At 71.0% G+C, this 12,817-nt stretch carries 11 protein-coding genes; 2 read left to right on the forward strand and 9 right to left on the reverse strand.

All coding sequences use genetic code 11. The annotated features are described in order from the left end of the window. Positions 1-70: 70 nt before the first annotated feature. The 9 genes from IF00_RS0107350 to IF00_RS43460 form a co-directional block, all read right to left on the reverse strand. A complete protein-coding gene (locus tag IF00_RS0107350) occupies positions 71-541 on the reverse strand; it encodes a hypothetical protein (protein ID WP_030315525.1) in 471 nt (156 codons plus the stop codon). Further along, a complete protein-coding gene (locus tag IF00_RS0107355; protein WP_030315527.1) occupies positions 538-1,197 on the reverse strand; it encodes a Rieske (2Fe-2S) protein in 660 nt (219 codons plus the stop codon). The genes IF00_RS0107350 and IF00_RS0107355 overlap by 4 nt, the downstream gene beginning before the upstream one ends. Next, a complete protein-coding gene (locus IF00_RS0107360; RefSeq protein ID WP_030315529.1) occupies positions 1,194-1,793 on the reverse strand; it encodes a 4Fe-4S dicluster domain-containing protein in 600 nt (199 codons plus the stop codon). Before IF00_RS0107360 ends, IF00_RS0107355 begins: the two co-directional genes overlap by 4 nt. A gap of 7 nt (positions 1,794-1,800) precedes the next feature. Continuing rightward, the gene (locus tag IF00_RS0107365) at positions 1,801-4,113 is read right to left on the reverse strand and encodes a molybdopterin oxidoreductase family protein (protein ID WP_030315531.1); all 2,313 of its coding nucleotides are present in this window, start codon (positions 4,111-4,113) and stop codon (positions 1,801-1,803) included. After that, positions 4,110-5,261, reverse strand: coding sequence for a hypothetical protein (locus tag IF00_RS0107370; protein ID WP_030315534.1), 1,152 nt, complete (start codon positions 5,259-5,261; stop codon positions 4,110-4,112). Before IF00_RS0107370 ends, IF00_RS0107365 begins: the two co-directional genes overlap by 4 nt. Before the next feature lie 188 nt (positions 5,262-5,449). After that, a complete protein-coding gene (pflA, locus tag IF00_RS0107375; RefSeq protein ID WP_030315536.1) occupies positions 5,450-6,280 on the reverse strand; it encodes a pyruvate formate-lyase-activating protein in 831 nt (276 codons plus the stop codon). A 122-nt stretch (positions 6,281-6,402) separates the two neighbouring features. Then, positions 6,403-8,712: a formate C-acetyltransferase gene (gene pflB, locus IF00_RS0107380; protein WP_245234454.1), complete on the reverse strand. Its 2,310-nt coding sequence runs from the start codon at positions 8,710-8,712 to the stop codon at positions 6,403-6,405. A 128-nt stretch (positions 8,713-8,840) separates the two neighbouring features. Beyond that, the gene (locus tag IF00_RS0107385) at positions 8,841-10,262 is read right to left on the reverse strand and encodes an MFS transporter (protein WP_030315539.1); all 1,422 of its coding nucleotides are present in this window, start codon (positions 10,260-10,262) and stop codon (positions 8,841-8,843) included. 169 nt (positions 10,263-10,431) lie between these two features. Continuing rightward, the gene (locus IF00_RS43460; protein ID WP_425338271.1) at positions 10,432-10,548 is read right to left on the reverse strand and encodes a nitrite reductase (NAD(P)H) small subunit; all 117 of its coding nucleotides are present in this window, start codon (positions 10,546-10,548) and stop codon (positions 10,432-10,434) included. Between the two features lie 171 nt (positions 10,549-10,719). Between IF00_RS43460 and IF00_RS41005 the strand changes: the two genes are divergently transcribed. Further along, a complete protein-coding gene (locus tag IF00_RS41005; protein ID WP_078944576.1) occupies positions 10,720-11,442 on the forward strand; it encodes a sirohydrochlorin chelatase in 723 nt (240 codons plus the stop codon). Between the two features lie 144 nt (positions 11,443-11,586). Beyond that, positions 11,587-12,792, forward strand: coding sequence for a low temperature requirement protein A (locus tag IF00_RS0107400; RefSeq protein ID WP_037637705.1), 1,206 nt, complete (start codon positions 11,587-11,589; stop codon positions 12,790-12,792). The last annotated feature ends 25 nt before the right edge of the window (positions 12,793-12,817 follow it).

Genomic DNA, 12,817 nt, shown 5'->3' on the forward strand with positions numbered 1-12,817 from the left:
CTCAAGGGTACGCCCATCGCCCCGCCCCGAACCCTTCTGATCTGCGTATTTCCGGCGCTTCGGACGCCTCTCAGCGGTCCTTCGGGTCGATCAGCCAGAGGCCGAGCACCACGAGGAACGACAGGCACAGGAAGCCCGCGCCCCACCAGGCGGTGCCGGTGTTCCCGGCCATCCACTCGTCGACGACGATCGTCAGCCCCCAGAGCTGGCCGATGACCACCGTGAGCGCCAGGGTGAGGCGGGCCGTCAGCTTCGAGGAGCGCTCCGGCTCCTGCTCTGTACCGGCTCCCGGTCCCGGCCCGGTGTGGGTGATCCGCGGGTCGCCGTATCCGCTGGTGGGACGGATCTGCGGATACCGCTCGTGCACGGGACGGTTCAGACGCGGCTGCGCGCTGCCCGGGGTGTACGCCGGGGGCCGGGGGGCCTTTGGAGCGGCGGGTGCCGAGGGCGCCGGCGTCCCGGGGACGGCAGGGGCCGGGGCGACGGGGGGCCTCGCCGGTTCCGGGGCTTCCGGGTCGCGGGGGAAGGCGTCCTCGGTCATGTGCGCTCACTCCTCTCCGGCGCCGTGCCCCGCGCGGACGCGCCGGGGCAGCCCAGCCGGTCGGCGAGCTCGGGGCGGTCGTCGCCGAGCTGACGGCAGAGGCCCTCGCGGGCGCTCTCGCCCGAGCGGGCCGTGCCGATCGCCCAGACGCTGCCGTCGGCCTCCTCCACGAGCACCACCTTCGGCAGTCCCCGGGGCGGCGGGCCGGCCGTGACCTCTCCCGTACGGGCGTCGAAGATGCCCTCGTGGCAGGGGCAGTAAAGCTCGCCCTCGCTACCGCGTTCCTTGCGCCAGAGCACGGCACAGGCGAGGTGGGTGCAGACGGCGCTGTAGCCGGCGAGGGTGCCGTCCTCCAGGCGGACGGCGACCGCGCGGTCCTCGGAGCCCGGGTAGCGGAAGGCGAGGGACTCCCCGGGCGGAAGCACGTCCGCGATCTTCTTCACCTCGGGTGACCCGTCGCTGTCCCCGTGCCGGTGCAGGATGCCGGAGGCCACGGCGACACCGCCGACGGCGAGGCCGCCGGAGACGGTGGCGACGATCCGCAGGTAGTCGCGGCGGGTGGTGAGCGAGTCGGCGGCGATCCGGTCGTGGAGCGCTTCCTGGGCCGCGTCCGAGGGTGGGTCCGGTGCGGGCGGCTGAGGGTCGGTGACGCTCAACGGACATCCCTTCCATTGATCTCGACGACGGGAAGCCCGCCGGGGACCGGCCACTGGACCTTGTCGGCGGGGACCACCATCGCCACGCCGGTGGAGACGGTCGTGGAGCCGAAGGTGAAGGAGTCGGCGACCTGGACGCCGGGGCGTTCGGCCTGGAGCTCTTCGAGGGTTCCGTAGAAGAGGGCGCCGGTGGGGCAGACGGTGGCGCACATCGGGGCGAGGCCGTAGGCGGTGCGGTCGTAGCAGAGGTTGCACTTCATCTGGAGCTTCGCCTGGAGGTCGATCTTGGGGACGCCGAACGGGCATGCGTTGACGCAGTTGGCGCAGCCGATGCAGCGGGTGGTGTCGGCCTGCTGCACGACGCCGTCGGCGGTGACGAGGATCGCGTCGGCGGGGCAGACCTCGGCGCAGGGGGCGACGGGGTCCTCGCAGTGCATGCAGACGGTGGGGAGGGAGGCGACGGAGTGGCCCTCGTCGGGGTAGTCGAGGTGGATCATCGACTTGCCCCGGTGGGAGTCGCATTCGCGGCAGGCGGAGACGCAGGCCTGGCAGCCGATGCAGCGGCCCGGGTCGATGAAGATCGTGCGGCCCATCATGTGCGGGTCAGCTCCTCTCCGCGGTGCCGCGGCCCTGGGGGGAGGTGGGGGGCAGCGGGTCGGTGCGGGAGACCTGGGTCTCCGGGTAGGCCTGGTGGCCCGGTGCGGTGGGTGGGGCGGGGACCTCGTCGATCCGCTCGGCGGCCTCGATGCGGGCGGCGCAGACCTTGTACTCCGGGATCTTGGAGCGGGGGTCGAGGGCGTCGATGGTGAGGGCGTTGGCCGCGGTGGGGACCGGCCAGTGGTACGGGACGAAGACGGTGTCGGGGCGGATGGCCTCGGTGACGAGGGCGGGGAAGACCTCGCTGCCGCGGCGGGTGACGACGCGGACGGGGTCGCCGTTGCGGAAGCCGAGGGAGGGGTGGACCTCGACCCAGGGACGCGGGGTCTGTTCGACGAGGGCGCCCAGGCGGCGGGTCTGGTTGCCGGAGAGGAAGTGGGCGACGGTACGGCCGGTGGTCAGCGAGAGGGGGAACTCCTCGCTGTACGGGTCCATGGGCGGGTGCCATTCGACGACCTGCATATGGATCTTGCCGTCGGGGTGGTAGGTGCGGCCGTTCTCGAAGAGGCGCGGGGTGCCGGGGTGCTCGGTGCTCGGGCACGGCCAGGCGATGCCGCCGGTCTCCTCCAGGCGCTCGTAGGTGATGCCGTAGTAGTCGTTGACGGTTCCGGCGGAGGCGATGCGGAGTTCCTCGAAGACGGAGCGGGAGTCGGGGAACTCGAACTTGTCGCCGGCGCCGAGCCGGCGGGCGAGTTCGCAGATGACCCAGGTGTCGGTGCGGACTCCCGCCGGGGGTTCCTGGGCCTTGTTGTGCTTGACGACCCGGGCCTCGGCGTTGGCCATGACGCCCTCGTCCTCCGCCCACACGGTGACGGGGAAGACGACGTGCGCGTTGGCCGCGGTCTCGGAGAGGAAGGAGTCGAACTGGGCGTGGAACTCGAGCGTGTCGTAGCCGTCCTTGACGGTGGCGTAGTTGGGCAGCGAGACGAAGGGGTTGTTGCAGATGCCGACGAGTCCGCGGATCTCCTTGCGCTGCATCTGCCAGACCATCTCCATCATGGAGGTGCCGGCGGGCGGGAGTTCGGCCTCGTCGATGCCCCAGATCTCGCAGATCTGTCGGCGGTGCTCGGGGTTGGTGATGGAGCGGCCGCCGGGGAGGAGGTCGGACTTCTGGCCGTGCTCGCGGCCGCCCTGGCCGTTGCCCTGGCCGGTGATGGTGCCGTAGCCGGCGCCGGGCCTGCCGATGTGTCCGGCGGCGACGCACAGGTTGATGATGCTGAGGCAGTTCTCTACGCCCTGGGAGTGGTGCTCGACGCCGCGGGCGTGCCAGGCCATGGCCCGGTCCGCGCCCGCGAACATGCGGGCGACCTGGACGATCTGTGCCTCGGGGACGCCGCAGATCTCGGCCGACCGGGCGGGCGGGTACGCGGCGACGGTCGCCTTGACCTCCTCCCAGCCGGTGGCGTGGGCGGCGAGGTAGGCCTCGTCGGTCAGGCCCTCGGCGACGACGACATGGAGGACGGCGTTGAAGAAGGCGGAGTCGGTGCCCGGCTTGAGGGCGACGTGGAGGTCGGCGGTGCGGGCGATCGCGGTCTCGCGCGGGTCGACGACGATGAGGGTGGCGCCCCGGTCGCGGGCGCCCCACAGGTACTGGGTCATGACGGGGAAGCACTCGCCGACGTTGGACCCTGCGATGAGGAGGCAGTCGGTGAGGAGGATGTCGGAGAAGGGGTTGCCGGCCCGGTCGATGCCGAAGGCGAGCTTGTTCGCCCCTGCGGCGGAGACCATGCAGAGTCGACCGTTGTAGTCGACGTGCCGGGACTTGAGCGCGACCCGGGCGAACTTGCCGACGAGATAGGTCTTCTCGGAGTAGAGGCTGGCGCCGCCCAGGAGGCCGAACGCGTCGTTGCCGTACTCGCCCTGGATCCGGCGGATCTCGGCGACGGTGTGGTCCAGGGCCTCGTCCCAGCTGACCTCGCGGAACTCCTCGTCGCGATGGCGGCGCATGAGGGGCGCGGTGAGGCGGTCGGGGTGGTTGACCTGCTGGTAGGCGTTGATGCCCTTGGGGCAGAGCCGCATCCGGTTGATGTCGTGGTTGCGGGGTTCGACGCCGAATACCTTGCCGCCGCGGTCGACGCGGAGGTACATGCCGCACTGCACGCCGCAGAAGCAGCAATGGGTGGGGACGAGCGTCTCGCCGTTCTGGTCGGCGTGCCAGCGGTCGGCGGGGATGCCGCCGGCGTCGCGGAAGTTGCGGGTGCCGGGTGGGGCGAGCGAGGGATCGAGCGGCAGCGCCCTGTTCGGGTCGGTCGCGGTCACTTGAAGCCCTTCTTCACGTGGTCGAGATAGGCGTTGCCGCGCAGGACGCGCTTGCAGCGGGGGCAGTACTCGGCCCACTCGTCGAAGCCGAGGTCGAGGTCGCGCATGGTGCCCTTGAGGTTCTCCACGTACGGGGCGGTGTCGATCGGCTCCTGGCAGCGGCGGCAGGCGAGCACCTCCTCGTCCTTGCGGCGGGCGGTGTACTTGAAGAGCTGCATGCCGACGGCGGCGGGCCGCTGCACGATGTGGAAGAACTTCCCGAAGGGGATGTAGATGAGGGTGAAGACGACCGACACCATGTGGAGGATCGCGAGGAACTCGTAACCTCCGCCGTGCAGGAAGATCGACGAGAAGGTGAGCAGCAGCCCTGTCACCGAGATGACGATGAGGGCGAGCAGCGGCACCAGGTCGTAGGCGAAGCGCTGGCCGGTGATGGCGCCGCGGTCCTTCATCCTCCGCCAGAGGAAGTAGCCCGCGCCGGGGATGACCAGGACGGCGGCGATGTCGAGGCCGTGGAACATCAGCCAGCCGACGACGTTGAGGGCGTCGAAGCCGAGGACCTTGAAGCCCCAGATCCGCATCTCGTAGCCGGGGCCCGAGCCGGTGGAGGAGGTGAAGGTGAACCAGCCCCAGGTGAGGGGGAAGGTGATCGCGGCGGCCAGCAGACAGCCCCAGAAGATGAGTTGGTGGGCGGCCCAGCGGGCGTGCGAGCGGGCGCCGAGGAACTTCTGGAAGCCGAGGTAGGTGGCGATCATCTTCGGCAGCGCGGTGGGCGCCTGGCGGAAGTTCGCCACGGAGAAGAAGGAGCCCCAGCCCTTGTGGAAGAGGCGGCGGGCGCCGGGGGCGGAGATCCAGACGGTGTAGCGGTACGCGACACCGAAGGCGAGGAAGACCGTGGCGACGGCGTAGGGCAGCAGGGCCGAGTCGAAGTCGCGGAGCAGACGGCTGCCGAAGACGATCGCGAGGATCAGCAGGAAGGAGACGACGGCGCCCGCGAGGGAGGCGCGGCGGCGCACGGCTGCCGGGGTCTGCGGAGGGAGGCCGGCGGCCGCCGGATCTCCCGGGGCGGGGCCGCCCGGGGCGGGGGCGCCCGGGGTGGGATCGCCCGGCGGAGGTGTCGGCTCGGCTGTCTGCGGTGGCTCGGTCACGCGGCCACGGTAAGGCCGTACGGGGGTTTTTGCCCTGTTTTGCGGGGCTGGGGAGTGAGGGCGTCGCCCGGACGGGGTCCGGGCGACGCCCCAGGCCGCCTCGGACTGCCTCCGACTTCCTCGGAGTGGCCGCGCCGGGCCGCCTCGGACTGCCTCTGACTTCCTCGGAGGGGCCGCGCCGGGCCGCCTCAGACCGCGTGCAGGCCGTGGGCGCGGAAGACCTCACGGACCTCGGCGACCCGCTCGGGCGTCGGGGACGGCGTGTCGTGGAGGGTGAACGGCATGGCGAGTGCCTGCCACTTCCCTTCGCCGAGCTTGTGGAAGGGAAGGATGTCCACGCGGGAGACGTTGCCGAGACCCCCGGCGAAGGCGGCGACTCCCTCCACGTCGGCCGGGGCGTCGGTGAGGCCCGGGACGAGGACGAAGCGGACGTGGACCTCCTGGCCGAGGTCGGCGAGACGCCGTGCGAAGTCGAGGGTCGGCGCGAGCGGCCGGCCGGTGACCTTCTTGTACGTGGCGGGGTCCCAGGCCTTGATGTCGAGCAGGACCAGGTCCGTGTCGCGCAGCAGGGCGTCGGGGGCGCGGACGCCCAGGAAGCCCGAGGTGTCGAGGGCCGTGTGCAGGCCGAGCTCGTGCTTCATCCGGTGCAGCAGCTCGCCGGTGAAGACGGGCTGGAGGAGCGGTTCGCCACCGGAGACGGTGGCGCCGCCCCCGGAGGCGGAGATGAAGCGGACGTACTTGCCCGCCTCCGCGATCACGGCGTCGGCGGAGGTGCGCGTGCCGTTGCGCATCTTCCAGGTGTCGGGGTTGTGGCAGTAGAGACAGGTGAGGGGGCAGCCCGAGAGGAAGGTGACGAAGCGGGTGCCGGGCCCGTCGACACCGGTGGACACGTCCCAGGAGTGGACCGAGCCCTCGGCGGGGCGCCGGGTCGCGGCGGCGGCCGGGGTGGCCGCCGGGGAGACCGGGGTGGCCGCCGTGGTCGTGGGCGGGGTCGCGGGCGCGATGGCGAGGCTTGTCATGGCGGGGCCTCCTTCGGAGGGGCCTTCGGGCGGTGCGGAGAGAGGTGAGGACGAGGGGGTGAGGGGATGCGACCCGGGGCCGGGGGTGAGGGCCACCGGCACCGGGTGCGAGGAGGGGCTGCCTACAGCGAGCCGTGGAAGGTGCGGTTCAGGACGTCGAGCTGCTGCTCGCGGGTGAGCCTCACGAAGTTGACCGCGTATCCGGAGACCCGGATGGTCAGCTGCGGGTAGTTCTCCGGGTGCTCCATGGCGTCCGTGAGGGTGTCGCGGTTGAGGACGTTCACGTTCATGTGGAAGCCGTCGCCGGCCATGTAGCCGTCGAGGACGCCGGCGAGGTTCTTGATCCGCTCCTCGGGGGTGCGGCCCAGGCCGTCGGGGGTGACCGTGTTGGTCAGCGAGATGCCGTCCTCGGCGTCCTCGTAGGGCAGCTTGGCGACCGACAGGGCCGAGGCGACGTAGCCGTGGGTGTCGCGGCCGTTCATCGGGTTGGCGCCAGGGGCGAAAGGTTCCCCGGCGCGGCGCCCGTCGGGGGTGTTGCCGGTCTTCTTGCCGTAGACGACGTTGGAGGTGATGGTCAGGACGGACTGGGTGTGTTCGGCGTTCCGGTAGGTGGGGTGCTTGCGCACCTTCCTCATGAACTCCTCGACCAGCCAGACCGCGATCTCGTCGGCCCGGTCGTCGTTGTTGCCGTAGGCCGGGTAGTCGCCCTCGACCGTGTAGTCGGTGGCGAGGCCGGACTCGTCGCGGTGCACGGTGACCCTGGCGTACTTGATGGCGGCCAGCGAGTCGACGGCCACCGAGAGGCCGGCGATGCCGAAGGCCATGGTGCGGCGTACGTCGCGGTCGTGGAGCGCCATCTCGATGCGCTCGTAGGCGTACTTGTCGTGCATGAAGTGGATGACGTTCAGCGAGTGGACGTAGACCTTCGCGAGCCACTCCATCTGCTCGTCGAACCTGGCCATGACCTCGTCGTGGTCGAGGACGTCGGAAGTGATCACCCCGGTGTCGGGGCCGACCTGGGCGCCGGACTTCTCGTCGCGGCCGCCGTTGATCGCGTACAGGAGGGTCTTGGCGAGGTTCACGCGGGCGCCGAAGAACTGCATCTGCTTGCCGACGGGCATCGCGGAGACGCAGCAGGCGATGGCGGTGTCGTCGCCGGAGCGGGGACGCATCAGCTCGTCCGACTCGTACTGGACGGAGGAGGTGTCGATGGAGACCTTGGCGCAGAACTCCTTGAAGCCCTGCGGGAGTCGCGGCGACCAGAGGACGGTCATGTTCGGCTCGGGGGCCGGGCCGAGGTTGTAGAGGGTCTGGAGGTAGCGGAAGGAGGTCCGGGTGACCAGCGGACGGCCGTCCTCGCCCATGCCGGCGATCGACTCGGTGACCCAGGTCGGGTCGCCGGAGAAGCCCTGGTCGTACTCCGGGGTGCGCAGGAAGCGGACGATGCGGAGCTTGATGATGAAGTCGTCGACGAGCTCCTGGGCCTGCTCCTCGGTGAGGACACCGGCGTCGATGTCCCGCTGGAGGTAGACGTCGAGGAAGGTGGAGGTGCGGCCGAGGGACATCGCGGCGCCGTTCTGCTCCTTCACGGCGGCGAGATAGGCGAAGTACAGCCACTGGACGGCGTCGCGGCCGGTGACGGCGGGGCCGGAGATGTCGTGGCCGTAGGAGGCGGCCATCGCCTTGAGCTCGCCCAGGGCGCGGATCTGCTCGGCGAGTTCCTCGCGGAGCCGGATGGTCTCTTCGATCGAACGGTTCCCGGCGGGGAGCGAGTTGAGCTCCTCCTTCTCCTCCTTCTTCACCTCGACGAGGCGGTCGACGCCGTAGAGGGCGACGCGGCGGTAGTCCCCGATGATGCGGCCGCGGCCGTAGGCGTCGGGGAGTCCGGTGACGACGCCGGCCTTGCGGGCGGCGCGGATCTCGGGGGTGTACGCGTCGAAGACACCGGCGTTGTGGGTCTTGCGGTACTCGGTGAAGACCTTCTCGAGGTCCGGGGAGACGGGGTAGCCGTAGGTCGCCAGGGCGCCGGCGACCATGCGCCAGCCGCCGTACGGCATGATCGCGCGCTTGAGCGGGGCGTCGGTCTGGAGGCCGACGATCAGGTCCCTGTCGCGGTCGATGTATCCGGGGGCGTGGGCGGTGATGGTGGACGGCACGTCGTACGAGACGTCGTGGACGCCCTTGGCGCGCTCCTCGGGGAACCTGTCCGTGATGGCCTTCCACACGGCGGTGGTCCGTGCGGTGGGTCCGGCGAGGAAGGAGTCGTCACCCTCGTACGGCGTGTAGTTCTGCTGGATGAAGTCGCGGACGTCGACGGCGTCGCGCCACAGTCCGCCCTTGAATCCCTTCCAGGCCGGCTTGTTCACCGTTGCTTCAGCAGGGGTCGCAGTCACTGCCCGCACCGCCTTCTTCGATTCATTCGATCGCGTCATTTCCTCCCTCCATTGCACCCCCTTTGATCGATCATTCCGGTCGGCAAGGGTCACCTCCGGACGGCCTTAGGTCCCGTTCCGGGGACGCAGAAAGACCCCGCGGCGCGGGGTCTTTCTGCGGGATTCCCTCAGCTGGGGGCCTCGGCGCTCTTGCGGGCGTAGAACCACCAGGTCACAACCATGCAGCTGACGTAGAAGGCGACGAATCCCCACATCGCGCTGGTCACGGCCACCGAGCCGAACAGGGCCGGGATGAAGAAGAAGCCGTAGGCCGCGATGGCCGAGGTGAATCCGGTGACGGCACCGGACTCCATTTCCGCCTGCTTCAGCGCCCTGGTGTATTCCGGAGTGCCTTCCGTGAGTCCCTTGAGGTGGGTGCCGCGGAAGATGACCGGGATCTGACGGAAGGTGGAGCCGTTGCCGATTCCGGAGAAGAAGAACGCGGCGAGGAAGCAGAGGAAGAAGCCGTAGAACGAACCGCCGTCACCACCCGAGGGCAGGAAGTCGATCACGCCGATGATCGAGACGGCCATGCCCACGAAGGACAGGATGGTGACCCGGGCACCGCCCCATTTGTCGGCGATCCAGCCGCCGCCCCAGCGGGCGAGCGCGCCCACGGCGGGGCCCATCCAGGCGTAGGTGGCGATCGAGTAGTCCGGGAACGTGGTCTTGATCAGCATCGGCAGGGCGGCGGCGAAGCCGATGAAGGAGCCGAAGGTGCCGACGTACAGCCAGGTCATCAGCCAGTTGTGCCTGCGCTTGAAGATGATCTTCTGCTGCTTGAACGGCGTCGAGGCGACCTTCAGGTCGTTCTGTCCGAACCAGGCGACGGCCGCCAGGACCAGCAGGACCGGGACCCAGAGGAACGCGGCGTTCTGCAGGTGGACCGGGGTGCCGTCGGCCTTGTGCTGGGCCGAGCCGATGGCGATGGTCGACCAGGTGATGACGATGGGGGTCAGCAGCTGCACGACGGAGACGCCGAGGTTGCCGAGACCACCGTTGATGCCGGTCGCGCTGCCCTTCCTCGCCTTGGGGAAGAAGAAGCCGATGTTGGCGAGGGAGGAGGCGAAGTTCGCGCCGCCGATGCCGCAGAGGGCGGCGATGGCGACCATCACGGCGTACGGGGTCGCCGGGTCCTGGATGGCGATGCCGAGCCAGATCAGCGGCACGATCAGGACGACCGTCGACAGGGCGGTGAAGCGGCGCTGGCCGACCATCGGGCCGAGGAAGGTGTAGAGGATCCGGGCGGTGCCGCCGGTCAGACCGGGGATGGCCGTCAGCCAGAACAGCTGGGAGGTCGAGAAGCCGAAGCCGACGTCCTTCAGGTTGGTCGCGGTGACCGACCAGACCTGCCAGACGACGAACGCCACGAGGAGCGCCGGTACGGCGATCCACAGGTTGCGGGTGGCGACCTTCCGACCGATCGACTTCCAGAAGAGCTCGTTCTCCGGCTCCCAGTCGGTGATCGGCCTGCCGGGGCGGTACTGCTCCGTGTCGTACGCGGCGGAGGGCCCGCCCGTCCTTCTGCTGTCCTGGACTACGGAACTCATGGCGCTTCCCTGACTTCCCTGTTCGGGGCTGACCTTCGAGGCTTTCCTTGCCCTTCCAGGCTGCGCCGCGGGGTGGTGGGCGGGTCAGTGCCGATGGTCGCCGGACGGGCGGGCCAAGGTCGGGCCGTCGGGCGGGCCGAGGTCGGGCGGTCGGCGGGCCTAGGTCCCCTCAGGGGCGGGCCGCAGGCACCGGAAGCACCGGGAGGGTCACCGCCGGGTCGTCGAGGCAGGCACCGGTCCGCAGGTCGAACTCCTGCTTGTGCATGGGGGACGCCACCACCGGCACCCCGTGGGGCGCGGGATGGGCGTGTCGGAGCCGTGAAGGGCCCGAGGATCCGGGACTTGCGGCCCCCCGGCCGGGGCCGAACGGGGCGGCGGCGCGGGCTTAGCGTGAACGGGTGGGGCCGCGACGACGAACGACACCGTCGCACGGCCCCCGGCCAGGCCGGGGGGTGCCTTGTCGATCGGACCGGGGCGAGTGGAGGCAGGGACGACACGCAACCTGGTCCTCGCCGTGCACGGGAGCGCCGTGCCCGGGGCCGGCGCGACGATCGCACGGCTCGCCGACTCCGTGCGCGGACGGACCGGCGCGCCCGTCACCGTCGGACACCTCGACCACCAGGCGCCGTCGCTGCCGTACGTCCTCGCGGACCGGCCCGGTGCGGTCGTCGTGCCGCTGCTCCTCGGCGACGGCTATCACCGCACCGTCGACATCCCGGCCGTCGCCCGCTCCTTCGACTGCGCGGTCACCCGCGGGCTGAGCGGCGAGCACGCGGTGGCCCTCGCCCTGTACGACCGGCTGCGGGCCGCGGGCGGTCCGGCGGACACGGTCGTCGTCGCCGGCGCCGGCTCCTCGCGGCCGGGCGGCAACGACGGCACCTCGCGGCGGTCCGGCAACTGGGCCTGCTCCTGCCGGTACCGGTCACGGCCGCGTACTGCTCGGCGCGCTCCCCGGCCCCGGCCGAGGCGGTCGCGCTGCTACAAGCCCGTGGCTTCCGCCGGGTTCGCGGTGGCCACCCACCCTCGCCCCGGGCCGCCTCACGCGCGCGCATGCCTCGGTCCCGGGCACCTGGGCGGTCGCGGCGCCGGTCGCCGACCACGCGCGCGTGCGCGGCTCGTGGTGGCGCGGTACGCGGAGGCGGAGGCACGGGAGGCCGCGCGGGCGCGGACCGCCGCCTGAGATCACTCCGGCCCGCGGCCTCCCGCCGCCCTGGGTCCCTCCGGCCCGCGGCCTCCCGCCGCCCTGGGTCCCTCCGGCCCCGGGCCGGTCCCGAATCGCGTGGCATGCAGGCAGGAGAGCCTTCCGTTCTGGTGTGCTGGGGCCATGACACAACCGTTCCTCCCCCTCACCGCACGCTCCCGCGAGGAGTCGCACCGGGCGGCCACGCCCCTGGAGTTGTTCTTCGACCTGTGTTTCGTCGTCGCCGTCGCACAGGCGGGCGCGGAGCTCGTGCACGCGGTGGCCGAGGGCCACGCGGGCGAAGGGATCCTCAACTACGCGATGATCTTCTTCGCGATCTGGTGGGCGTGGATGAACTTCACGTGGTTCGCCTCGGCCTACGACAACGACGACGTGCCGTACCGCGTCGTCACCCTCGTCCAGATCGCGGGCGTGCTGATCCTCGCGGCCGGGGTCTCGCGGGCCTTCGAGGACCACGACTTCCTCGTGGTCTACATCGGATACGTCGTCATGCGGCTCGCGCTCGCCTCGCAATGGCTGCGGGCCGCGCACCACGCCACCGATCCCGCCGAGCGGACGATGTGCCGGCGGTACGCGGGCGGCGTCGTCACCGTGCAGATCGGCTGGATCGCGCTGCTGCTGGTGCCGGAGTCGGCCCGCCCGTGGGTCTTCCTCGTCATGGCGCTGGCCGAGATGGCCGTGCCCCTGGTCGCGGAGAGGGACGCGCCCAGCACGTGGCACCCGCACCACATCGCCGAACGGTACGGCCTGTTCACCATCATCGTGCTCGGCGAGACCGTCGCCGCGGCGACGGTGGCCGTGAAGACCGGCATCGCCGAGAACGACGCCCTGGGCGAGGTGCTGCCGATCGCCGCGGGCGGGCTGCTCCTGGTCTTCGCCGCCTGGTGGATCTACTTCGTCGTACCCGCGCACAACCGGCTGACCTCCAGCCGTGCGGCCTTCCGGTGGGGATACGGTCACTACGTGATCTTCGCGGCGGCGGCGGCCGTCGGCGCGGGCCTGGAGATCGCCGTGGAAGAGGCCGTGGGCAAGGCCCACGTCTCCACGCTCGCGGCCTCGTCGGCGGTGACGATCCCGTCCGCCGTGTTCCTGCTGTCCGTGTGGCTCCTCCACGCCCGCTACTTCAAGGTCGGCATCGCCCAGCAACTCGTCCTGCCCGTCTCGGCGCTCGCGATCCTGATGTGCTCGTTCGCGGGCCGCTGGGCGGTCCTGGCCGCGGGCATCGTCGCGGCGGTGACGGTCGCGGTCGGCGTGACCCTGACGGCGAGGAACCCGGCGACGCGACCGGGTCCCGGCACGGGGGCGGGTACGGGTACGGCCGCCGGCTGAACCGGTCCGCGTGGTAGGCAGGGGA

The sequence above is a fragment of the Streptomyces flavochromogenes genome (genome assembly GCF_000717595.1).
GTDB lineage: Bacteria > Actinomycetota > Actinomycetes > Streptomycetales > Streptomycetaceae > Streptomyces > Streptomyces flavochromogenes.